The following is a 23,303-nucleotide window of genomic DNA, read 5'->3' on the forward strand; positions in this document are numbered from 1 at the left end:
CCCGACGAGCCGTCGGTCAGCGGCCCCCGCCGAGCTGTCGTACGAGGCCGGCGAAGGCGTCCCTCTCCGCGGGGGTCAGTTCGACGACCTCCCGGCCTGGACCGGACTGCTGTTGGCTCGGGAGCGCGGGGAGCACCGGCGGGGCGGGGAGCACGGTGCGTGCCTCGCTACCTGAGCGGCTGCGCCGCAGGATGCGGGTCACGAAGATCAGCCAGGCGATGGACGCCACGGCGAGGACCGTCAGGGCCGCCAGCTGAGGGAACGTGAGATGCACGGGCATACCGACCAGTAGACACCACGGTCCGGAACTTATGTCCCGGACCGTGACGTATCTCGCATGCCACCCAGATCACGCAGATCACTCAGACCGCGCGACAGGCCTGTTCGGTGCGGAGATCCATGAATCACCGCGGATGGTCACCAGTAGCCGCACCCTGCGGCAGGCAGCCGCGGTCGGAGCCGGCCGCGGCCGTCGCAGGCTAGGCGGCCACCGGCTGCTTCGCCTCCGCCGCCGTGGCAGCCGCGGATTCCTCCGTCGTGCCGGGCTCGACGGCGCCGGGGACCGGCTTGCGCAGGCCCTTGAGGACGATGACCGCGGCCGTCGTCACGCACACGCCCGCCGCGATGGCGACCAGGTACAGGAACGGGTTGCCGATCAGCGGGACCACGAAGATGCCTCCGTGCGGGGCGCGGAGCGTGGCGCCGAAGGCCATCGACAGGGCGCCGGTGACGGCGCCGCCCGCCATCGAGGCCGGGATGACGCGCAGCGGGTCGGCCGCGGCGAACGGGATCGCGCCCTCGGAGATGAAGGAGGCGCCCAGGACCCAGGCGGCCTTGCCGTTCTCGCGCTCGGTCGGGGTGAAGAGCTTCTTGCGGACGGTGGTCGCGAGCGCCATGCCCAGCGGCGGGACCATGCCCGCGGCCATCACGGCGGCCATGACCTTCATCGCGGAGTCGCTGGGGTCCTGGACGGCGATACCGGCCGTGGCGAAGGCGTACGCGACCTTGTTGACGGGGCCGCCGAGGTCGAAGCACATCATCAGGCCGAGCAGCACACCCAGCAGGACGGCGTTGGTGCCGGAGAGGCCGGACAGCCAGTCCGTCATGCCCTTCTGGGCCTCGGCGATGGGCTTGCCGACCACGACGAACATCAGGAAGCCGACGATCAGCGAGGAGATCAGCGGGATCACCACCACCGGCATGATGCCGCGCAGCACCGGCGGGATCTTGATCCGCTGGATCGCGAGGACGATGCCACCCGCCAGCAGACCGGCGACCAGGCCGCCGAGGAAGCCGGCGGCGATGTTGGAGGCGATCATGCCGCCGACGAAGCCGGGCACGAGACCGGGCCGGTCCGCCATGCCGTACGCGATGTAGCCGGCCAAGACCGGGATGAGGAAGCCGAAGGCGACCCCGCCGATCTGGAACAGCAGGGCGCCCCAGCTGTCGACCTGGGTCCAGGAGAAGTGCTCCATGACCGAGGGCGCCTTGTTGATCTCCCAGCCGCCGATCGCGAACCCGAGAGCGATCAGCAGACCGCCCGCGGCGACGAACGGGACCATGTAGCTGACGCCCGTCATCAGCCACTTGCGCAGCTTGGTGCCGTAGTTGTCACCGGACTCACCGGTCCGCTCGACCGGTGTCCCGCCCTTGGCCGACGCGCTCACCTCACCGCGCGCCGCCTTCCCGCGCACCTCGGTGATGAGCGCGGCGGGCCGGTTGATGCCCGCCTTCACGCCGACGTCCACGGTGGGCTTGCCGCCGAAGCGGTCCTTTTCGCGTACGGGGACGTCGTGGGCGAAGATCACGCCGTCCGCCGCGGCGATGACGGCCGGGTCGAGCCGGGTGAAGCCGGCCGAGCCCTGCGTCTCGACGACCAGTTCGACGCCGGCCTCGCGGCCCGCGTTCTCCAGGGACTCGGCCGCCATGTAGGTGTGGGCGATGCCGGTCGGACAGGAGGTGACGGCGACGATCCGGAAGGGGCGCGCGGCCTCGGTGTCCGTGTCCTCGCCGGTGGCCGTGTCGGCGTCGGCGGAGGCCGCCGCCGACGCCGACACGGAGTCTGAGGGAGTGCCCTCGGCTTCGGCGACCGAGGCCTCGGCGACGGGGGCCTCGGCAGCCGCGGCTTCAGCGACCGGGGCGTCGGCAGCCGGAGCCGCGTCGCCGCGGATCAGCGCCGCCGCGGCCGCCGCGTCGCCGACCGAGCGCAGCGCGTCGGTGAACTCGGCGTTCATCAGCTGCCGGGCGAGCGACGACAGGATCGTCAGATGGGCGTCGTCCGCGCCTGCGGGGGCGGCGATCAGGAAGATCAGGTCGGCGGGGCCGTCGGCGGCGCCGAAGTCGATGCCGGCGGCGCTGCGTCCGAAGGCGAGCGTCGGTTCGGTGACGTGGGCGCTGCGGCAGTGCGGGATGCCGATGCCGCCGTCGAGGCCGGTGGGCATCTGGGCCTCACGGGCGGCCACATCGGCGAGGAAGCCCTCCAGGTCGGTCACCCGGCCCAGGGCGACCATGCGCTCGGCGAGGGACCGCGCCGCCGCTTCCTTTGTTTCGACGGACAGGTCGAGATCGACCAGGTCCGCGGTGATCATGTCGCTCATCGCGGGCTCCTTCGCACGCGTATCGCCCGGGGCATGGGGTGGTGGGCGAGGGTGGGGACGGGGACGGGGGTTGTTGCGGCGGTGCAGTGGGGGGTGGTGAGGGAGGCGGAGGCGGGGCCGGGGAAACCCCGCCTCCGCGGGGTGGCAGGCGGGTTCGGGCCATGCCTCCCCTGATCGGCAGGGCGGCTCAGGCGGCCCTGCCGACCATGTCGAGCGGCGAGTAACGAGGCACTTCGCCGCTCGACGACCTGATCGCCGGGCGGCTCGGGGAACGCGCGAGTCGTCGTCGGCATGGGCGACGCCGTGGTCGCCGTCAGCGCAGACAGCGCGCCAGTCGTCGTCGGCACGGAGGACACCGTGGTCGTCGTCGTCAGCGCAGACTGCGCGGGAGTCGTCGTCAGTACGGACGCCGTGGGGCTCGTCGTCATGACACCGGCTCCTTCAGTTCACGGTCCACGGGCACCTGCGCCGTGACCGTCACGGCCGCCGGGTCCAGGTCGTCCGGGGTCGGCATCACGCTGCCGGGCAGCTGGACGGCGGCCGCCCCGTGCGCGACGGCGGAGGCGAGTGCCGCGGGGCCGCTGCCGCCGGCGACGAGGAAGCCGGCGAGGGAGGAGTCGCCCGCGCCCACGTTGCTGCGTACGACGTCGACGCGGGCGCTCGCGAACCAGGTACCCGTGTCCTCCACGAGCAACTGCCCGTCGGCGCCCAGGCTCGCGAGCACGGCACGGGCGCCCATCTCACGCAGTTCCTCGGCCGCCTTCACCGCGTCGCCCACGGTGGCCAGGGGGCGCCCGACGGCCTCCGCGAGCTCCTCGGCGTTCGGCTTCACCACGTCGGGCCGCTCCCGCAGCGCCTCCAGGAGCGCACGCCCGGAGGTGTCCAGGGCGATGCGCGCTCCTCCGGCGTGCGCCCGCGCGACCACCTCGGCGTACCAGGAGGGCGCGAGCCCCCGGGGCAGGCTGCCGCAGCAGGCGATCCAGTCGGCGTCGCGGGACTGCTCGCGGACCGTCTCCAGGAGCAGTTCCTGCTCCTCCGGGGACAGCTCGGGCCCGGGTGCGTTGATCTTCGTCAGGACGCCGTCCGACTCCGCGAGCGCGATGTTCGAGCGGGTGGCCCCGGCGACCGGGACCGGCGCGACCTCGATGCCCTGCGCGTCGAGCAGGTCGGCGACGAGCGCGCCCGGCGCACCGCCCAGGGGCAGGACGGCGACCGTGCGCCGTCCTGCGGCCGCGACGGCGCGCGAGACGTTCACGCCCTTGCCGCCCGGGTCCATCCGCTCGCCGGTGGCGCGGATGACCTCGCCGCGGTCGAGGGACGGGACCTCGTAGGTGCGGTCCAGGGACGGGTTGGGGGTGACGGTGAGGATCATGCGCGTACTACTTCCGTGCCGCCGCGCTCGATGGCGGCCGCGTCGTCGGGGCTCAGCCCGCTGTCGGTGATCAGCAGGTCCACGTCGCTCAGGTCGCCGAAGCGGGCGAAGTGCTCCTGGCCGTGCTTGGCGGAGTCGGCGAGCAGCACCACGCGGCGCGCGGCGGCGACGGCCGCCCGCTTCACCGCGGCCTCGGCGAGGTCGGGGGTGGTCAGACCGTGCTCGGCGGAGAAACCGTTGGCGGCGACGAACAGGACGTCGGCGCGGATCTCGCCGTACGCGCGCAGCGCCCACGCGTCCACGGCGGCGCGCGTACGGTGCCGTACGCGCCCCCCGACGAGATGCAGCTGCATGCCCGGGTGGTCCGCGAGGCGGGCCGCGATGGGCAGGCTGTGCGTCACGACGGTGAGCGAGGCCTCCAGCGGGAGGGCGGCGGCCAGGCGGGCGACCGTGGTGCCGGCGTCGAGGATCACCGTGCCCTCGGTGGGCAGTTCCGTGAGGGCCGCCTTGGCGATGCGGTCCTTCTCGTCGGCGGAAGTGCCTTCGCGTTCGGCGAGGTCCGGTTCGAAGTCGAGGCGTCCGGCCGGTATGGCACCGCCGTGCACGCGACGCACCAGGCCGGCCCGGTCGAGGGCCTTCAGGTCGCGGCGGATCGTCTCCGCCGTGACCTGGAACTCCTCGGCCAGCGACAGTACGTCCACCCGGCCGCCGTCACGGGCGAGCCGCAGGATCTCCTGCTGCCGCTCCGGTGCGTACATGTCCGTTCTCCTCCGACCGTGACCAGTTTTATGCCCGAACTTGTGGTTTCGCCTCGGAGGCTACGCGCGGATTTCGGGAAAGTAAACAGGTTCGGACGTGATTCGGGCATGAACGGACTTCCGCCCTCTGCGCGCACCCTGCGCCCCTGCGCGAGGACACACGCGAGGGCACGCGCGAGGGCACGCGTGAGGACACACGCGAGGGCACGCGTGAGGGGCCCGTCACCACTCGGGTGACGGGCCCCTCACGCGGGAACGTCGGCTCAGGCGACGAGCTCGCGCTCCCGGTCCCCGGAGGGGGCCGCCTCCGGGGCGTCCTCGGCGGCGCCCTCCACGTGCTGGGCCGGCCGCTTCGGCAGGGCGAACATCAGCAGGAAGATCGCGAACATCACCAGGGCCACCCAGCCCAGAGCGTGCTCGAAGGCGTTCACGAAGGCGGGGCCCACCTCGGCAGGGGTCAGCCGGTCGCCGATCCGGCCGAAGAAGACGACCGCGACCAGACCGAGCCCGAGCGCGTTGCCCATCTGCTGGACGGTGTTGATCAGCCCGGACGCCGAACCGGCGTGCTCACGCGGCACGTCCGACAGCACCGCGTCCGTCAGCGGGGCGACGATCAGCCCCATGCCGACACCCATCACGACCAGCGGAAGCGCCATCTGCCACGGGGCGATGCCGAGGCCGTACCGCTCGGACTCCCAGATGTAGAGGAGTACACCGATGGCCATGGTCAGGGCGCCCGTCTGGAGCACCTTGCGCCCGAAGCGCGGGACCAGTTTCTGCACGGACAGCCCGGCGGCCGTCGAGACGGCGAGCGAGAACGGGACCCCGGTCAGACCCGCCCGCAGCGGGCTCCAGCCCAGGCCGGTCTGCATGTACAGGGTCCAGACCAGGAAGAACACGCCGAGACCGACCCCGAAGACGGTCTGCACGGCGACACCCGCCGCGAAGCTGCGCACCCGGAAGAGGGAGAGCTCGATCAGCGGCGAGCCGTCCCGCGCGCCCTTGCGCCGCTCGTACGCGACCAGCGCCCCGAAGACACCGATCGAGCCGGCCATCGACACGTACCCCCACACCGGCCAGTCCAGCTCGCGGCCGCGGGTGAGCGGGTAGAGCAGCATGAGCAGGCCGAGGGTGACCAGGACGACGCCGACGAGGTCCAGCTTCAGCGCCTTCGGCGCCTTGGACTCCGTGATGAAGCGGCTGCCGAGGATCAGTCCCGCGATGCCGACCGGCAGGTTGATCAGGAAGATCGGCCGCCACTCCAGACCGAACAGGTTCCACTCCGTCAGCAGCGCGCCGAGCAGCGGCCCGGAGACGGCACCCAGCCCCACGATCGCGCCGAAGAGCCCGAAGACCTTCCCCCGCTCGTGCGCCGGGAAGGTGGCGTGCACGATCGACAGCACCTGCGGCACCATCATCGCCGCCATGGCCCCCTGGAGGATGCGGGAGGCGACCAGCATCTCCGGGTTCGCGGCGAAGCCGCACAGAGCGGAGGCGAGGGTGAAGCCGCCGATGCCGAGGAGGAACAGCCGCTTGCGGCCGTGGATGTCACCGAGCCGACCGCCGGTGATGAGCCCGGCGGCGAAGGCGAGCGCGTAACCGGCGGTGATCCACTGGATCTGGCTCCAGGAGGCGCCCGCGTCCTCCCGGATGGACGGGATCGCGATGTTGACGATCGTGACGTCGACGAGGTCCATGAAGGCCGCGGTCATCACGATGGCGAGCGCGAGCCAGCGACGACGGTCGCCCGGCGCCGCCTGGGCTGTTCGAGGGTCGGGCGAGGACTCGGGCGAGGTCTCGAGGGAGGTCTCCGTGGAGGTCATGGTGTGACAGTAGGACCGCAATAGGTCAGATCGTGTCCTAGTTCTGCGGCATCCTCGAATGCATGACGACGGACACTCCGGCTCGGCTGCTCCAGCTCCTCTCACTCCTCCAGACGCCCCGCGAATGGCCCGGCGGCGAACTCGCAGACCGGCTCGGGGTCTCCCGCCGCACGGTCCGACGGGACATCGACCGGCTGCGTGAGCTGGGCTATCCCGTGCAGGCGACCCTCGGCTCGGACGGTGGGTACCGGCTGGTCGCGGGCAAGGCGATGCCGCCACTGGTGCTCGACGACGAGGAGGCCGTGGCGATCGCGGTCGGGCTGCGGGCGGGGGCGGGTCACGCGCTGGAGGGCGTCGACGAGGCGTCCGTACGGGCCCTGGCCAAACTGGAGCAGGTGCTGCCGGCCCGGCTGCGCCACCGCGTCTCCACCCTCCAGGCCGCGACCACACCGCTGACCAGCGGGGACGGCGCGAGCATCGCACCCGAGACGCTGACCGCCATCGCCTCGACGGTGGCCGGGCAGGAACGGCTGCGGTTCGCCTACCGTGCGAAGGACGGCACGGAGTCGCGCCGTCTGACCGAGCCCTACCGGCTCGTGTCCACGGGCCGACGGTGGTACCTCGTGGCGTACGACCTCGACCGCGAGGACTGGCGGACCTTCCGGGTGGACCGGGTCGAGGACCCGTTCGCGACCGGGGCCCGCTTCACTCCGCGCGAGCTGCCGACGGGAAGCGCGGCGGAATACCTCCGGCGGTCCATCCAACTGCGCCCGGACGCCTACGAGTACGAACTCGACGTCACGCTCGAGGCATCGACGGAGTTCGTGACGGCACGCCTGCCGAGGTGGCTGGGAACGCCGGTCGCGAACCCTGGCGCGGCGGCGGGCACCGACGGCGAGGGCGGATGCCGGCTACGGGGCACGACCAGCAACCCGGTGGAGTGGGTGGCGATGCGTCTGGCGACGCTGGGCTGCGAGTTCTCGATCCAGGGGCCGCCGGAACTGGTGGAGTGCGTACGGGAGTTGGGCGGGCGGTTGAGCCGATCGGCAGGCGCGGAGGGCGCGTCAGGGAGAGGCGAGCGGGGAGGGGACGCGCACGGGAAGGACGCGCGCGGAGGGGACGCGCGCGGGAGGGGCGAGCGCGGAGAAGGCGCGGGTTAGGCCTCCTCCGCCGGGCCCTCTTCCCACGCGAACCCGTGCAGGGCCCGCAGATTGCGCAACGCCAGCTCTGCCGGACCCTGCCGACCGGCGGGAGGGGAGTCGGTAACCGCCCAGCTTTCGACCGCGACCCGAACCGCGGCCCCGGCCACCGCCGCGGTGAAGCGCTGACAGGGGGAGGCAACGTTGTCGGAAGCGGCGGCGGAAGTGACATCGGGAGCGGCGGCGGAAGTGACGTCGGAAGCAGGTGTACGGGACGACGCCGCCGTCCGCTCCGCCAGCACCTCCATGAGCGTCGCCTCCGAGGTGTGGCACACCTCCGCCCAGACCTTGCCCAGGGCGGGGCTGGTTCCGGCCAGTCGGATCAGGGTGCGGACCCACTCCCAGGACGCCGCCGACACTCCACGGCCGGGGACGAGGGTGTGTCGTACCGCGTGCTCCAGGGCCTCCGGCACGGTCAGTTCGGCCGGGGCCTCGCGTACCGCCTCCGCCCAGCGCTGCGCGCCCGCCGCGTAGAGCGGGGCGACGGCCTCTTCCTTGGTCGCGAAGTACCGGTAGAAGGTGCGCGGGGCGATGCCCGCGGCCTGGGCGATGTCCTCGGCCCGGGTGGCCTTCAGGCCCCGGCTGACGAAGAGGCCTGCCGCCGCACGGGCGATCTCCATGCGGGTCGCCGCTTTGCGCCGCTCGGTCAGCGAAGCCGAGGCGGAGTGGGAGGTCGAGCTGATCACGTCGGCAGGCTATGCCCATGTGGCACAATCTGCCATTCGGGCGGGCCACCCCGTGGTTCAGGTACGGGGTGCCCCGCCCTCCCAGCGTGCCCGTCAGCTGTGTCATATGCCCGGCGGCACGTGTGCGCCCGCAATCCCCGCCCGTACCGGAAGTCGGACCGCCCGGGTACGAAGAGGAGCCGGGCCCCGGCGCCTGGGGGGAGAGGCACCGAAGCCCGGCTCGGGGAAAGTCCCGGCGCCGGGGGGATGTGCGTCGGGACTTGGCTCATGTGCGGCGGAGATCTCGGGAAGGGCTGCAAGGTCCGGTCGGCCCGAACTCCTGTGCCGACTCGGACTCCCGTGCCCAGAAGTCTTGTTCCCGCGCTTCTCCTCATTGAAGCGGCGTTCCTTCGCCATGTTTGCGCGGCTCTCCACCACCCGGCGCACGCGGGCGGGAACCCGGCACCACGAGGCGCCTGAAGCCCACTCGCCGCAGCTCCGGGCCGTGACGCAGGCGCCCATTCGGCCGCGGGCCTCGCGCCGACTCCGACACGGCCCCCCGCATCAACGCGGCGAAAACGCCGACTCCAGCGCCAGACACTGCACGCGCTCGAGGTACTCGAGGCACCCGAAGCACGTCCGCCGAATGACTCACGCGGCGCGCCCCCGGCCAACAGGCGGCCCCCGGCGGGGTGATGGCCTGATGGCCACCGACGCCGCTGATGGCCACCGACGCCGACGACACCCCGCCCCGGAAGCCCCCGCGACTCGGCCGGCACACGAACGACGTCCCGCCCCGCCCCGCCCGAGCCCCGGTCAACCACCGACCGCCGGCCGTCGTCCACCGGCAACCGGCAACCGGCAGACCATCGGCAGGCCATGGACCGCCGGTCGCCCGACGGAGCGTCACGCTCCGGTCGGCCGAGGGAGGTTCAAGCGCCTTACGCCGCTGCCTCGAAGCCCGTGTCGCGGGCCAGCTTCTTCAGTTCCAGCAGGGCGTGCTTCTCGATCTGGCGGATGCGTTCCCTCGTCAGACCGTGTTCCTTGCCGACCTCGGTCAGGGTGCGCTCACGGCCGTCGTCGATGCCGTACCGCATCTTGATGATGGAGGCGGTGCGCGGCTCGAGGCGGTCGATCAGGCCGTCCAGTTCCTCGCTGCGCAGCAGGGTCAGGACGGACTGCTCCGGCGAGACCGCGGACGTGTCCTCCAGCAGGTCGCCGAACTGGGTCTCACCCTGGTCGTCGACCGCCATGTTCAGCGAGACCGGGTCGCGTGCCCAGTCCAGGACGTCCGTGACGCGCGCCGGCGTCGAACCGAGCTCGGTCGCGATCTCGGCGGGCTCCGGGTCGCGGCCGTTCTCACGGTTGAACTCGCGCTGCACACGACGGATCCGGCCGAGCTCCTCCACGAGGTGGACGGGCAGGCGGATCGTGCGCGACTGGTCCGCTATCGAGCGGGTGATGGCCTGACGGATCCACCAGGTCGCGTACGTCGAGAACTTGAAGCCCTTGCGGTAGTCGAACTTCTCGACCGCGCGGACCAGACCGGCGTTGCCCTCCTGGATGAGGTCGAGAAGCGGGAGACCGCTGCGGGGGTAGCGGCGGGCCACCGCGACGACCAGCCGGAGGTTGGAACGGATGAAGACATCCTTGGCGCGCTCGCTGTCGGCGACCAGGGCCTCGAGTTCCTCGCGCGATGCCTCCGCCCGGGACTCCTCGTCGCCGTCGAGGACCTGCTGCGCGAATACACCCGCCTCGATGATCTGTGACAACTCGACTTCCTTGGCGGCGTCGAGCAGAGGTGTGCGCGCGATTTCGTCGAGGTACATGCCGACCAGGTCGCGGTCGGCGATCTCGCCGCCATGGGCGCGAACACTGCGGGCCGCGTCGGTCGTCTCGCCGTTGGCGGACTTGCGACGGGCGACGGCACGGGTTGCCATGCGTGCTCCCTTGCGATGGAGGTTCAGCGGGTGGCCCTTCAGACACCAGGCACTCTCGGACTCGGACTCTCCTCGGGTGCCCTGCATCTGATGGAAACAACGACTGGAATCAGGACAGAATTCCCAACCCGCACCCCGATTTTTATGATCTTGCAGTACCCTGTCGGACCACGCGGGGAGGCGCGATGTTGTCGGAACGTACAGAGGTGCAGGTCAGGCCGGGAGTCGAGGGTGACCTCGAAGCCCTCACGAGCCTCTACAACCACTATGTACGTGAGACGCCCATCACATTCGACACCGTGGCCTTCACTCCGGAAGAGCGACGTCCTTGGCTGCTCTCCCACCCTGAAGACGGGCCGCACCGCCTGATGGTTGCCACGGAAGCGGACTCACAGGGCATCCAGGGGACCTCACAGGAAATCCTGGGTTACGCCACATCCAGCGCTTACCGGCCGAAGGCGGCCTACTCCACCTCCGTGGAGGTGACGGTCTATGTCGCCCCGCACGCCGGCCGGCGCGGCATCGGCACGCTCCTCTACGAGGCGCTCTTCGAGGCGCTGTCCGGCGAGGACCTGCACCGCGCCTACGCGGGCATCGCGCAACCGAACGAAGCGTCCGCGCGGCTGCACGAACGCTTCGGTTTCCGGCACGTCGGGACGTACCGCGAGGTGGGCCGCAAGTTCGACCGCTATTGGGACGTGGCCTGGTACGAGAAGGAGCTCCGACCCCGGAAGGAGCCCTGACCTACCCCATGAGGAGCGTCAGCCGAACTGCACGGACCGCTTCGCCATCCCCATCCAGAACCCGTCGATCACGGACTTCTGCGCGTCCAGCTCGCCGGACATCTCCGCCGCGCCCATGGTCACGAAGAGCGGGGCGAAGTGCTCGGTGCGCGGGTGGGCGTACCGGCCGGCCGGGGCCTTGTGGAGGAAGTCCAGCAGGCCGTCCCAGTCGCGGGTCTCCAGCGCGCGCCGGCCCCAGTCGTCGAACTCCGAGGACCAGGTCGGCACTCCCCCGCCGGTGTGCCGCAGTGCGGCCAGGTTGTGGGTGAAGAAGCCGGAGCCGACGATCAGGACGCCCTCGTCGCGCAGCGGCGCGAGCTTGCGGCCGATCTCCATCAGCTTCACGGGGTCGAGGGTCGGCATGGAGATCTGGAGGACCGGGATGTCGGCGGCCGGGAACATCTCGACGAGTGGCACGTAGGCGCCGTGGTCGAGGCCGCGGTCGGGGATGTCCTGCACGGGGATACCAGGGGCGCGCAGCAGCTTCCGTACGCTCTCGGCGAGCTCGGGTGCGCCGGGGGCGCCGTACGTCACCTGGTAGTAGTGCTCGGGGAAGCCCCAGAAGTCGTAGACGAGGGGGACCGGGTCGACGGCACCGAGGGCGAGGGGGGCCTCTTCCCAGTGGGCGGAGACCATCAGGATCGCCTTGGGGCGGGGCAGGTCGGCGGACCAGGCGGCGAGTTCGCCGGGCCAGATCGGGTCGTCCGCGAGGGGCGGGGCGCCGTGGCTGAGGTAGAGCGCGGGCATGCGCTCCTGGGGGAGGGCACGCTCCTGGGATGCGGCGGACATGGCGGCTGCTCCTTCCGGGACCTCGGCCCCTGACTCCGGATACGTCTGGCTCCGGATGCGTCTGACTCCGAATACCTGGTGACGCTTGATTGAAATCTAAAACGTCAACATCGCTCAGCGTATTCCCGATTGGTTTAAATTTCAAGGAGCAGACGTTTACAGTGGAGTACATGACGAAGGCACCCGCATCCGCCGACGAGCCCCAGTGGCTCACCGCCGAGGAGCAGCGCATCTGGCGCTCCTACGTGCACGCCACGACCCTCCTCGAAGATCACATGGATCGCCAGCTCCAGCGTGAAGCGGGTATGCCGCACATCTACTACGGTCTCCTCGTCAAGCTCGCCGAGTCCACCCACCGGCGCCTGCGGATGACCGAGCTGGCCAAGTACGCGAAGATCACCCGCTCCCGTCTCTCCCACGCCATCGCCCGGCTGGAGAAGAACGGCTGGGTGCGCCGCGAGGAGTGCGACTCCGACAAGCGCGGCCAGTTCGCCGTACTGACCGACCAGGGCCTGGAGGTGCTGAAGCGCGCCGCGCCGGGCCATGTCGCCGTCGTACGCCACGCGGTGTTCGACCGGCTCACCCCCGAACAGCAGAAGTCCCTCGGCGAGATCATGCAGATCGTCGCCGAGGGACTTCAGCCCGATGAAGCGGGTGCGGACCTGCCCTGGCTCCGCTAGTTCCGTAGCCGGGTCAGTGGACCATCACCGGCACCGCCGCTTCCTCGCCGTCCTCCGCTCCCGAGCCCGCGACCGGGCCCATGTCCGGCTTGCCGGCGTTGACGAGGGTCAGGGCGATCGCGGCGGCGGCGACCAGGATGCCGACGGCGAACCAGATGGCGCTGGTGTAGCCGTGCACCATGCCCTCCAGCTGCACCAGCTGCTGCTGGGGCTTGGAGGTGGCACCGGCGACGTGGTCCTTGATGTACGAGGTCGTCGCGGACGCGGCGATCGTGTTCAGCAGGGCGGTGCCGATCGCGCCGCCCACCTGCTGCGAGGTGTTGACCATCGCGGAGGCGACACCGGCGTCCCGCGGCTCGATGCCGTACGTGGCCAAAGACATGGCCGGCATGAACGCCGTACCCATACCGAGGCCGAGCAGCAGCATCGCCGGCATCAGCACGGCCGCGTACGAGGAGTCGATCTCCAGCCGGGTCAGCAGCAGCATGCCCAGGGCGGCGACCAGGAAGCCGGGGCCCATCAGCAGACGCGGGGCGACCCGGGTCATCAGGCGCGTGCCGATCTGGGTGGAGCCGGTGATCATGCCCGCGATCATCGGGAGGAAGGCGAAACCGGTCTTGACCGGCGTGTAGCCCTTCACGATCTGGAGGTAGTAGGTCAGGAAGAGGAACAGACCGAACATCGAGATGATCGCGAGGCCGAGGGAGAGGTAGATCCCCCCGCGGTTGCGCTCGGTGATCACGCGCAGCGGCAGCAGCGGGGCCTTGACCTTCGACTCGACGATCACGAAGGCGGCCAGCAGCACGGCGGACGCGACGAACATGCCGATCGTCACGGAGTCGCTCCAGCCCTCGGACTCCGCGCGGGTGAAGCCGTAGACCAGGGAGACCAGACCGAGGGTGGACAGGATGACGCCCGGGATGTCGAGAGCGGACCGGTTGCGGCCGCCCTCGGGCTCACGGATGACGAAGTAGGCACCGGCCGCGGCGATGATCGCGAACGGGATGTTCACGAAGAACGTCCAGCGCCAGTCCAGGTACTCGGTGAGGAAACCGCCGAGGATGAGGCCGACGGCGCCGCCGCCACCGGCGATCGCGCCGTAGATGCCGAAGGCCTTGGCGCGCTCCTTCGCGTCCGTGAACATCACGGCGAGCAGGGAGAGCGCGGCGGGCGCGAGCAGGGCGCCGAACGCGCCCTGGAGGGCGCGGGCACCGAACATCATCGCCTCGTTGGCGGCGGCGCCGCCGAGCGCGGAGGCCGCGGCGAAGCCGCCCAGACCGACCACGAAGGCGCGCTTACGGCCCCACAGGTCGGCTATACGGCCGCCGAAGAGCAGCAGACCGCCGAAGGCGAGGGCATAGGCGGTGACGATCCACTGCCGGTTGCCGTCGGAGATGCCCAGGTCCTGCTGGGCGGAGGGCATCGCGATGTTCACGATGGTGGCGTCGAGGACGACCATCAGCTGGGCGAGGGCGATGAACGCCAGCGCTTTCCAGCGGTTGGCGTCCGGGCCGCCCGTCTTACCGGGGGCCTTCTGGGCTGTTTCAGACATGGGGATACCCGCTTCGGGACTTCGTGACGGAAAAGAAGTGAGGTAAAAGGTGGCTCGTCGGCACTGACGGGCCGTTGCTCGACAGGCGTGATGACTCGTGGGGATCGGCGATGGCCGCCTGCGGTCGCCGACGGCAAGTGAGGGCGACCGAGGCCACCAGGGATCACCGAGGACTGGCGACCACCGGTGAGGGTGATGACGACTGCTGCTGCGGTTCCATGAACCGATCGTTCAGGCCTGGCGCAGATCCTCCATGGTCACGGCCGAACCCGGCAGGACCGAAGGGGCCGGGGCCCGCAGTCCGTCCAGGAAGAGCTGAAGATGGCGGTGGACGAAGCGGTCGGCGTTCAGGCAGCCGGTACCGGCCGGGGGTCGGCTGAGCTGGGCCACCGCGATCATCACGTCCCCCACGCCGACGTCGGGCCTGAGCTGCCCGGCCGCCTTCGCACGGTCCATGACTTCCTCGATGATCCGCTCGACCCGTTCGCGCGCGGCTTCGAGGTCGGGGTGGTGCTCGTCGAAGGTGCTGGAGATCATCGGGCACAGCGCGCTGAGCCGCTCCTCGGCGGAGGCGTGCACGAACCGTTCCAGCGCCCCGAACGCGTCGCTCTCGGCGAGGGCGACCTGTCCGGCCTGGACCATGCGGTCCAGCACCGAGCAGACGACCTCACGCACCAAGGCGTCACGGTCGGGGAAGTTGCGGTACACCGTGGCATTGCCGACGCCGGCCCGGCGGGCGATCTCGTCGAGCGGCACATCGGCACCGAACTCGACGAACATCTCGCGGGCGGCGATGACGATCCGCTCCCGGTTGCGCAGAGCGTCGGCACGGGGCCGGTTCACCTTGCGCACGGTGGGGGTGGCGGTCGCGGTCTGCACGGCGCACTCCTTCTGACGTGTCGGGACGTTTCGAGACTGAAGACGATCCGGGGATCGACTCCCCGTTTCGCTCGGACACATGGCTAAACGGGGATGGCGTCCCCGGATATTTCCCAAACCCAGAAGTTTCTCGATGTGACGTGGGTCACACCTCGAGCAGGGCAGCCGCGGGCGGGCTGCACAGCCGGGGCCGGGGCGGCCAGGAACGGGTGTGACCAGGGGATGTGGGCGCTCGGACGGGACCGCCGCGGCCGTACCGGTCGGTAATCCACGATCGGTCTCCTCCAGCGCGCGCCCGCGTGCACCCCGTCGGAGGGTGATCGAAAGGGTGCAGCCGGTGATCGGTGGCTGCCTGGAGCGAAAGGCCCCTGCATGCAGCCGCAGCCCCTGCGCACCACCCCGGCCCGCGCAGGCGAGCCACTCCGCCGTCGGATACGCCCGCGTCGCGTCGCCGCCCTCGCCTCCGTCTCCGTGCTGACGCTCGCGGTCAGCACGTCGGCCGGGTCCGGACACCTCGCGCCGGCCCCCGGTGCGAGGACGGCCGGCGCGGGTCCCGTCTCCCTGGCCCGCTCCTCCGCCCTCGCCCCCTGCATGATCAACGGCCGCGCCACCGTCCAGATGTCCGAGGGCCTGCCCACGCCGGGCGGCTACTCCCGCTCCACCGGCACCGTCCGCGCCCTCACCCTGATGATCGACTTCTCCGACGCGCCCGGCCGGGGCAGCGCGCTGAGCCGCTATCACGAGTTCTTCCCGCAGACCGAGGAATGGTTCCGCACGGCGTCCTACGGCCGCCTCGACTACCGCGCCGAGACTCCGATCCGACGCTGGCTGCGCATGCCCAAGTCGTTCCGCGAATACGGCATAGAGCGCGGCGCGCCCTTCGACCCCGGCTACCGCCAACTCGTCCAGGACATCGTGGCCTCCGCCGACCCGAAGGTGGACTTCCGCTCGTACGACCTCCTGAACGTGCTGGTCACCCCGAACGCGGGCCCCTCCGCCCTCGACACGGTCCTTTCGGTGACGTTCGCCGGCAACGGTGAGGCCCCCGTCGCCGACGGGGTCACCGTGGCGAACGCGTCCTTCGTCTACTCCCGCCAGGACGACGGCTCAGGCACCTACGACCGCACCGGCTACCGCGTCCTCCCCCACGAGAACGGCCATGTCTTCGGCCTGCCCGACCTCTACACCCAGGAGGGCGGAGGCGCCGTCGGCCACTGGGACATCATGAGCGAGGACTGGGGCGCCAACAACGATCTGCTCGGCTGGCACAAGTGGAAACTGGGCTGGCTGGACGCCTCCCAGATCTCCTGCGCGGCCTCACCGGGCACGACGGAGTACCCCCTGACCCCCCTCTCCCGCACGGTCGGCCCGAAGCTGGTCTTCGTCCCGCTCAGCGACCGCACCGGTTACGCCGTCGAACTGCGCGCCCGCGGCGGCAACGACGAGACGGTGTGCCGCCCCGGCGTCCTCATCTACAAGGTCGACGCCGACGTCGACACCGGCATGGGCCCGGTCACGGTCTACGACTCCCACACCGACAGCGGCGGCTGCACCCGCAGCCCCAACGTCCACGCGGAACTCTCCGACGCCCCCTTCGCACCGGGCGAGACGTTCAAGGACCCCAAGCGGGGCATCCGCATCTCGGTGGTGGCTGCGGACCTGAAGGGCGACTACCGCGTACGGGTGAGCCGGGGGTAGCGGACAGGAGACGCGGACGGGCGGTCGGATGGGCGGGGCGTGCGGTCCGCAGACCGACCGGGGCTACCGTAGGCCTGCCGCGACGCCGTACAACCGCGCACGTACACGCAAACAACCACGCGCGTACACGCGCGCGCGTGTCTGCACCCGGCCGGTACCCACCGCCACCGCACACCGCCAGTCCACCGCCAGTCCGCCGCCGTATCGGAGAGCCGAGCAGCCATGTCCGCGAAGACGACCGCATCCGCCCCGGGCCCGGCTCCGGTCCCGACCCCGGAGGCAGGGCAGGCGCCGGCGGAGGCGGTCTCGCCGCTGATCCGCGGGGTCGCCGTGTTGCGGCAGCTGACCGAGGCGGGCGGCACGATGAGCCTGAGCGCGCTGGAGCGGACCACCGGCCTGGCCCGCTCCACGGTCGACCGCATCACCGCGACCCTCACCCGCATGGGGTACGTCCGTCTCGACGGCCGGGACGCGATCCTGACCCCCCACGTCATGGAACTCGGCAACGCCTACCTGGCCGCGCTGCGCCTGCCCGCGCTGCTGTCCGCCCGCGCGGACCGCCTCGCCGACGACCTGGACGAGTCCGTGTCCCTGGCGGTCGCCGACCGAGACGGCATCCGCTTCATCCACCAGGCGACCCGCCGCCGCGCGATGTCCCTGAGCTTCCGCATCGGCGACCTGCTCCCGGCCGAACGCACCGCGCCGGGCCAGCTGTTCGCGACGCAGTGGACGGACGAGGAGTGGCGGGCCTGGCGCGCCCGCAGGACGAGGGACCCGCGGAACCGCGACTTCCCGACCGTGCCGCCGCCGCCCCCACAGAGCGCGTGGAGCGACGAGGACTTCACCCGCAGGGCCGCGCGGGCGGCGGAGGAGAACTGCGCGCTGGACGACCAGTTGATCGAACCGGGCCTGGTGGCCGTCTCCGTCCCCGTACGGGATCCGCGCACCGCCCGGATCGCGTGCGTGGCGAACGTCGTCAGCCATACGAGCCGGCACACGTCGGCGGATCTGCGCGAGACTCTCCTGCCCCGCCTTCGTCTGGCCGTGGCGACGATGGAGGAGGACCTGCGCCGGGCACCGCGCCCCGAGCCGGGCCCGTCCCCCGCGGGACTGGCGACCTGGACGGGCGCGTCGAAGCAGGAACTGGGCCGCGAGTTCATCGAGTCCCTCGCCCGGGGCCTGACCGTCCTGGCGGCCTTCGACGAGGGCCGGGCGGAGCTGACCCTCACGGAGGTCGCGAAGGCGACCGGCCTGGCGAGGGCGACGGCCCGCCGCGCCCTGATCACCTACGAACACCTGGGCCTGGTGACCCCCACCCCCCACCGCACGTTCGCCCTCACCCCCCAGGTCCTCTCCCTGGGCTTCCCGCCCCTCTCCCGCACGTCCCTCCCCCGGATCGCGGCTCCCCACCTGACGACACTGACGGACGCCATCCAGGAGACGACCTCCCTGGCGGTCCTGACCGAACGCGGCGACGAGATCCAGTACACGGCCCGGGCGACCGCGAACCACGTCATGAGCGTGGACATCGCAGTGGGCACACGCCTCCCGGCCCCCTCCACATCACTGGGCCGCCTCCTCCTGACCGACCACGCAGCGGCGGGGGCCCACGCCCTCGTCGACGAGGAACTGGAACAGGGCGTACGCGCGATCGCGGTCCCGATCCACGACCGGGACGGCCGGGTGATCGCCGCCCTCAACGCGGCGACCCACGTCGCCCGTCGCACGGCCGAGGAGTGCGTCCACGACATCCTCCCGGCCCTGCTCTCCACCGCCTCCCACATCGAGACAGACCTCCACACAGCCGCCCGCTTCACCCACGTCCCCCTGACCTGACCCCTGCACCCCAACTCGACGCCCCCAGGCAGGCCGACCACAGGCACGGTGGTCCGACGGCACGGGTGCGCCGTGCCGTCGTACTACCTAGGATGAAGGCACTGCGGCACAGGGGGGACTGATGACCACACTGGGCGAAGCGGGTCCGGGGGCCGTGAACGGGCCGGTGTCGTTGGGCGGCGACCGTCTCAAGCATCTGGAGTTCTTACAGGCCGTCATCACGCGATTGTCGAACCATTCCTTTCTGGTCAAAGGATGGGCTCTGACACTGGCGGCCGGGTTCTTCGCCGTCTCCTCCAGCCAGCAGAGCTGGCAGGTGGCCGCGAGCGGGCTGGTGCCGCTGGCATGCTTCTGGTTCCTGGACGGCCTGTTCCTCCGCCAGGAACGCCTCTTCCGGTTCCTGTACGACGACGTACGGCGCCCCGAGGTCGAGGTGGAGAACCTGTCCATGAACGTGGGACCGTACCTCGGGCGGATCAGCTGGCTCGAGGCGACGTTCTCCCGGACGCTCCAACTCTTCTACGGGGCCTTGCTGGTCGCCGACTCGGCGCTCGTCGCCGTCAACCTGTGACGAGCCGACTCCGCCCCGCTCCTCCCGGCATCATCGCGGTGCTCGGGGCGCCTTGCTCTTGACGTAGTCGACGAGTTCCGGCAGATCCCCCTCTCCCGTCTCCGGATCCACGGTGTAGAGGGTCGGACCGCGCAGGAAGTCGGGCACGTACGCCCTGCCGTGCTCGGGGAAGGACACCAGCAGTATGCGCTCGTACCACTGACGGTCGGTCACCCGCTCGTCGAGGATGAAGTCGGCCTCGTACCCCACCCCGTCTCCCTTGCCCGGCGCCTCTTCGTGCTCGGCCCGGCGCTTGTAGGCGGGTGAGACGACCGCGAGGACGAAGTCCACCTCGTTGAACTGCTTGCGCATCCACCGCGGCCAGTGCTGAGGCCCCTTGCGGTGCGCGGCCGTGTCCATGCGCGCGTCGATCCCCTCGGCGTGCAGCCGGTGGTACAGGGCCTCGACCTTGCCTTTGTGGACGTCGCCGTCCTCCTCGTGGGCGTAGGAGAGGAACACGGACGGTCTGTCCGGGTCCTCCTCCGCTCTCCGCGGCTGGGGCACCTTCGCTTGAGAAGCCCGCGCGACGGCCGCGTCGCGGGGGAACGGTATTGCCAGCTCGGGCAGTTCGCCCAACAGCACCTCGGGCGGGCTGCATTCGCGTCCGACGCAGACGGCGGCGGCGATGTCGTCGACGGCGTCGCGGTACGCCCTGGAGCGCGCGCCCTCCTCGCGGAGGATGCCGTAGACGCCCTTGGAGGCATAGCCGTCCGTGACCTCGCCGCTGATGATGGGGGCGAGGGGGAGGCGGGAGGGCGGGTCGGCCGGCTGCCAGCGCACCAGGACACGGGAAGGCGGGCAGGAGGGGCGGAACTGGGCCGGCACCAGGTGCAGCCGGTGTTCGAACACCGCCCAGTCGGATCCGCAGCCCTGGTCCTGGTAGTACGCGCCCGAGCACAGGGCGACGAAAACCCGGGTCTCGGCGATCAGCGGGCTGTTGATGTCGCCCTGACCGCCAGGGCACATGGCCGCCTCGACCGCGCGGCCCCTGCGCCGTGTCACCGCCTCGGCCAGGTCCGTGTGGAATCGCGCCGCATAGGCCCGGTGCTCCTCGGCGGCGAAACTCGTGATGAAGTCGTTGACCATGCGCAACCCTTCACTGCCTTTGCCCCGCGACAGGCGTGGTCACGCCAAAAAGGGCCTGACGTTGGCCAGTTGGCTGCTCATGGGACACCGGTCGTTCCTCGTACGCTGAGCGGGGGGACCCATGTCGCTGCGCCGTCCGCCGCTCCGGCGTGGTACCGAGCCGACCCCCGGACGACGATCGGGGGGTCGGATGCAGGGAACTTCGCCGAGCCTTGACACTACGACATCGGCGGCCGTCCGGAACAGTCGGCAGGGGCCGACTTGGGACGACTCCACACCACCCCCAAATCATTGGCCAGAACCTCGGATTTCCGTTACCGAGGACGGCAGGACGACGCTCCGGGCATTCGATCAATTCATCGTCAAGCTGTGCAGCCGGTGCAATCTTTCCTGCGACTACTGCTATGTCTATGAATTACGTGACTCGGGATGGCGGGAACGCCCGCGGATCATGTCCCTGCCGGTCCGCGAACGGCTCGTCTCCCGAATCGCCGAGCATGCGCGACGGCATCGCCTCGACCGCGTCCGGGTGCTCCTGCACGGCGGGGAGCCACTGCTCGCCGGACCCCGGGTGATCGTCGACTTCGTCACGGCGGTCCGCCGGGCCCTGCTCGGGACCGGAACCGAGGTGGACCTGGCGCTTCAGACCAACGGCGTCCTGCTCAGCGAGGAGCTACTGGACCTGCTGCTGGAGCTGGACGTGCGGGTGGGGGTCAGCCTGGACGGCTACGTCGAGGCACACGACCGGCACCGGCATCGGCGCGGGCGGGGCTCCGGCGCCGACAGGGGCAGTCATGCCGGGGTGACCGCCGCGCTCGGTCTGCTGGGCAGTGCGCGCTACCGGCCGCTGTTCGGCGGTCTGCTGTGCACGATCGACCCGGCGAACGATCCGGTGCGCACCTTCGACGCCCTCGCCGCCCACCGCCCACCCGCCGCCGACTTCCTCCTGCCACACGGGACTTGGGACCATCCACCGGCCGGCGCGGGCGGTGACGCAGTGCCGTACGGGGCGTGGCTGTGCGCCGTCCACGACCGGTGGCGGGAGACCGGGCGGCCGATGCGGGTCCGGCTCTTCGAATCGGTCGACGCACTGTCCCGGCACGACGGCGGAAGCAGCAGCGAGGTGCTGGGCACCCTGCCGGCGGCGGCCGTGGCGATCGAGACCGACGGAACGGTTGCGTGGACCGAGTCGCTCAACGCCGTCGCGGAGGGAGCGGCCCACACGGGCGGCACGGTATTCAGCCACTCCTTCGACGCCCTGCTGGGTCTCGCCTGTGCGCCGGAGTACGGCGTGGGGTCCCTGTGCCGCGTATGCCGCGAGTGCCCTCTGGTGCAGGTCTGCGGTGGTGGACTGCGCGCCCACCGCTTCGGACGCGGCCGGGGATTCGCCAACCCGTCCGTCTACTGCAAGGACATCTCCACCCTCATCCGGCACATCGGAGCCCGGACGGATCAATGACCGTGAATTCCCGGAACGCGCGACCGAAAGGGGCGGCTACCAGCGCAGATGTACGACGCTGTGCGCTCTTTCGAGCGAGAGTATAGGCGATGTCGTGTTTTCGAGGGCGCCCGGAGGGCAAAACCCCATAGCATAGAGGCCAATTGGTGTGGGGGCGACGCACAACTGAAACCTACCTGCGCACTCCACGTCGATGTGGCTCCATAGGCAAAGACCACATCATGGTTGCAGCAGGAGGAAGGCCCTTGGGGGGATGCGATGGGGCCGTTGTTCTTTACCAGCTACGCCGGCTCGACCGGTGACAGGGGGCCGGTCCAAAGGTTCCACATCGATGTCCAGAACGAGATCTACAGCGTGCTGGGCCGCACCCCCTCCGCCGAGGGCCGGCTGAAGCACCCCGAACCCGCCTCGGGACCCGGTCCCGCGGTTCTGGACTGCCGCGCCCTCCTGGTCCTCTACTCGGCGGAGTATGTGGACGACGCGCAGTGCGCCAAGGAGTGGTCCGTCTTCGCCGAGCGCATGGACCGCCGTACACGACGCACCGGGGAACGGCCCGACTCGCTGGTCGGCATCGTGTGGCGCACCGACGCGCTGGTGCTTCCCCGTCCCGTCACCGCCGTACGGCACATCGTCGACGAGGAGTATCAGGGGCCCGGCCTGCTGGGCCTCCAACAGGATCCGCGCGGCCGCGACCGCTACCAGGGGATCGTGCGCCGTGTCGCCGCGCGCCTGATGCGCGCCGCCGAGTTACCGCCGCCGGTGATGTCCGAGCCGGAGAGCCGTACGGTCGCCCCACGGTTCGGGCCGAGTCACGCGGTGCCGTGCAGACGGCGTGATGTCGTGGAGCCGGCCACCGAACCGCCCAAAGCCCCGGCGGCGGCTTCGGGCCGCGACGCCCGGCACATGATGCTCCTCCTGGTGGCCGGCACCGCCGACCGGATGCGGCACCTGCGCGGCCAGGTCGCCTGCTACGGGGGGTCCGCCGAGGAGTGGCGCCCCTTTCACCCGTACAGCGAGGAGACCGTGACATCCACCGTCGGTTGGGCGGCGCGGGCTTGCGGGGTCGACCGGCTGGCCGTCGTCGCTCCAGGCCCGGACGACCCGTTGCCCTACGACATCGACGAGTCGGCGACGGTCCTCGTCGTGGTCGACCCCTGGCTGACGGGCGATCCGGCGTTCCGCGCACTGTGGGAACGGATCGCGTGGTCACGGGCGCGCGTCGCCGCCGTGGTCGTCGTACTCGCCCGTACGGACGAGGAGAGCACGGCCGAGGCGACCCGGCTGCGCGAGGCGGTCTCCCGGACGCCGACGCGGATGCTCGACGCGGCACATCACGAGGCGGGCAGCCGGGAAGCGCTCGCGCACATCGTGGTGGCCGTCATGGCCGACTCCGTCGCACGTCCCGATGACGACATGGGAGGCGCACGGGCCAGAACAGGCGAGCTGACCATCGAGAGTCCGGCGGAGCGGCGCGTCCGCAGACAGCGGGAACGCGTCGGCTGGCTCAGGCGCGGGGCGAACCCGTGGCCTCCGGTAATGAGCAGAACGCCCGGCGAGTCGCTGGGCCCGGGCTGAACG

19 protein-coding genes are annotated in these 23,303 nt (G+C 70.9%); 8 read left to right on the forward strand and 11 right to left on the reverse strand.

Annotation, left to right across the window (positions count from 1 at the left end; all coding sequences use genetic code 11):
- Positions 1-16: 16 nt before the first annotated feature.
- The 5 genes from G9272_RS19685 to G9272_RS19705 form a co-directional block, all read right to left on the reverse strand.
- Positions 17-280: a hypothetical protein gene (locus tag G9272_RS19685; protein ID WP_171397810.1), complete on the reverse strand. Its 264-nt coding sequence runs from the start codon at positions 278-280 to the stop codon at positions 17-19.
- 199 nt (positions 281-479) lie between these two features.
- A complete protein-coding gene (locus tag G9272_RS19690; RefSeq protein WP_171397811.1) occupies positions 480-2,597 on the reverse strand; it encodes a PTS fructose transporter subunit IIABC in 2,118 nt (705 codons plus the stop codon).
- Between the two features lie 424 nt (positions 2,598-3,021).
- Entirely contained in the window at positions 3,022-3,969 is a 948-nt protein-coding gene (pfkB, locus tag G9272_RS19695; RefSeq protein WP_171397812.1) for a 1-phosphofructokinase, read from the reverse strand.
- Entirely contained in the window at positions 3,966-4,727 is a 762-nt protein-coding gene (locus G9272_RS19700) for a DeoR/GlpR family DNA-binding transcription regulator (protein WP_062645330.1), read from the reverse strand. The genes pfkB and G9272_RS19700 overlap by 4 nt, the downstream gene beginning before the upstream one ends.
- A gap of 263 nt (positions 4,728-4,990) precedes the next feature.
- Entirely contained in the window at positions 4,991-6,550 is a 1,560-nt protein-coding gene (locus G9272_RS19705) for an MFS transporter (RefSeq protein WP_171397813.1), read from the reverse strand.
- Between the two features lie 62 nt (positions 6,551-6,612).
- On the opposite strand from G9272_RS19705, the gene G9272_RS19710 reads away from it, so the two are divergent.
- Complete coding sequence (locus tag G9272_RS19710) at positions 6,613-7,710, forward strand: helix-turn-helix transcriptional regulator (protein WP_253267858.1); 1,098 nt, start codon at positions 6,613-6,615, stop codon at positions 7,708-7,710.
- Here G9272_RS19710 and G9272_RS19715 read toward each other — a convergent pair.
- Complete coding sequence (locus tag G9272_RS19715; protein WP_171402070.1) at positions 7,707-8,369, reverse strand: TetR/AcrR family transcriptional regulator; 663 nt, start codon at positions 8,367-8,369, stop codon at positions 7,707-7,709. The genes G9272_RS19710 and G9272_RS19715 overlap by 4 nt on opposite strands.
- Positions 8,370-9,355: 986 nt before the next feature.
- Positions 9,356-10,354 (reverse strand): sigma-70 family RNA polymerase sigma factor, encoded by a 999-nt coding sequence (locus G9272_RS19720; protein WP_171397814.1) that lies wholly within the window; start codon positions 10,352-10,354, stop codon positions 9,356-9,358.
- A gap of 185 nt (positions 10,355-10,539) precedes the next feature.
- Here G9272_RS19720 and G9272_RS19725 point away from each other — a divergent pair, with 185 nt between their 5' ends.
- A complete protein-coding gene (locus tag G9272_RS19725) occupies positions 10,540-11,097 on the forward strand; it encodes a GNAT family N-acetyltransferase (RefSeq protein ID WP_171397815.1) in 558 nt (185 codons plus the stop codon).
- An 18-nt stretch (positions 11,098-11,115) separates the two neighbouring features.
- Here G9272_RS19725 and G9272_RS19730 read toward each other — a convergent pair whose 3' ends face one another.
- The gene (locus G9272_RS19730; protein ID WP_171397816.1) at positions 11,116-11,925 is read right to left on the reverse strand and encodes a dioxygenase family protein; all 810 of its coding nucleotides are present in this window, start codon (positions 11,923-11,925) and stop codon (positions 11,116-11,118) included.
- A 170-nt stretch (positions 11,926-12,095) separates the two neighbouring features.
- On the opposite strand from G9272_RS19730, the gene G9272_RS19735 reads away from it, so the two are divergent.
- Positions 12,096-12,605, forward strand: a complete 510-nt coding sequence (locus G9272_RS19735; protein WP_171397817.1) for a MarR family winged helix-turn-helix transcriptional regulator — start codon at positions 12,096-12,098, stop codon at positions 12,603-12,605.
- A gap of 13 nt (positions 12,606-12,618) precedes the next feature.
- On the opposite strand, the gene G9272_RS19740 is transcribed toward G9272_RS19735, so the two are convergent.
- Both G9272_RS19740 and G9272_RS19745 read right to left on the reverse strand, forming a co-directional pair.
- On the reverse strand, positions 12,619-14,157 hold the full coding sequence (locus tag G9272_RS19740) for an MFS transporter (protein WP_171397818.1): 1,539 nt from the start codon (positions 14,155-14,157) through the stop codon (positions 12,619-12,621).
- Between the two features lie 231 nt (positions 14,158-14,388).
- Complete coding sequence (locus G9272_RS19745) at positions 14,389-15,036, reverse strand: TetR/AcrR family transcriptional regulator (protein ID WP_171397819.1); 648 nt, start codon at positions 15,034-15,036, stop codon at positions 14,389-14,391.
- Between the two features lie 372 nt (positions 15,037-15,408).
- On the opposite strand from G9272_RS19745, the gene G9272_RS19750 reads away from it, so the two are divergent.
- From G9272_RS19750 to G9272_RS19760, 3 genes are all read left to right on the forward strand, one after another.
- A complete protein-coding gene (locus tag G9272_RS19750; protein WP_171397820.1) occupies positions 15,409-16,734 on the forward strand; it encodes a M6 family metalloprotease domain-containing protein in 1,326 nt (441 codons plus the stop codon).
- A 222-nt stretch (positions 16,735-16,956) separates the two neighbouring features.
- Entirely contained in the window at positions 16,957-18,570 is a 1,614-nt protein-coding gene (locus G9272_RS19755; RefSeq protein WP_171397821.1) for an IclR family transcriptional regulator domain-containing protein, read from the forward strand.
- A 121-nt stretch (positions 18,571-18,691) separates the two neighbouring features.
- Positions 18,692-19,141, forward strand: coding sequence for a hypothetical protein (locus tag G9272_RS19760; RefSeq protein WP_171397822.1), 450 nt, complete (start codon positions 18,692-18,694; stop codon positions 19,139-19,141).
- Between the two features lie 30 nt (positions 19,142-19,171).
- Here the strand turns inward: G9272_RS19760 and G9272_RS19765 are convergent, their stop codons facing one another.
- Positions 19,172-20,266 carry a toll/interleukin-1 receptor domain-containing protein gene (locus G9272_RS19765; RefSeq protein WP_171397823.1) on the reverse strand — a complete coding sequence of 365 codons (1,095 nt, stop codon included), beginning with the start codon at positions 20,264-20,266 and terminating at the stop codon, positions 19,172-19,174.
- Between the two features lie 358 nt (positions 20,267-20,624).
- Between G9272_RS19765 and G9272_RS19770 the strand changes: the two genes are divergently transcribed.
- Together G9272_RS19770 and fsxC are read left to right on the forward strand one after the other, a co-directional pair.
- The gene (locus G9272_RS19770; protein ID WP_301272173.1) at positions 20,625-21,725 is read left to right on the forward strand and encodes an FxsB family cyclophane-forming radical SAM/SPASM peptide maturase; all 1,101 of its coding nucleotides are present in this window, start codon (positions 20,625-20,627) and stop codon (positions 21,723-21,725) included.
- 267 nt (positions 21,726-21,992) lie between these two features.
- On the forward strand, positions 21,993-23,300 hold the full coding sequence (gene fsxC, locus G9272_RS19775) for an FxsC protein (RefSeq protein WP_171397825.1): 1,308 nt from the start codon (positions 21,993-21,995) through the stop codon (positions 23,298-23,300).
- Positions 23,301-23,303: the final 3 nt, after the last annotated feature.

Origin of the sequence: Streptomyces asoensis, assembly GCF_013085465.1 — a bacterium.
Classification (GTDB): Bacteria; Actinomycetota; Actinomycetes; order Streptomycetales; family Streptomycetaceae; genus Streptomyces; species Streptomyces cacaoi_A.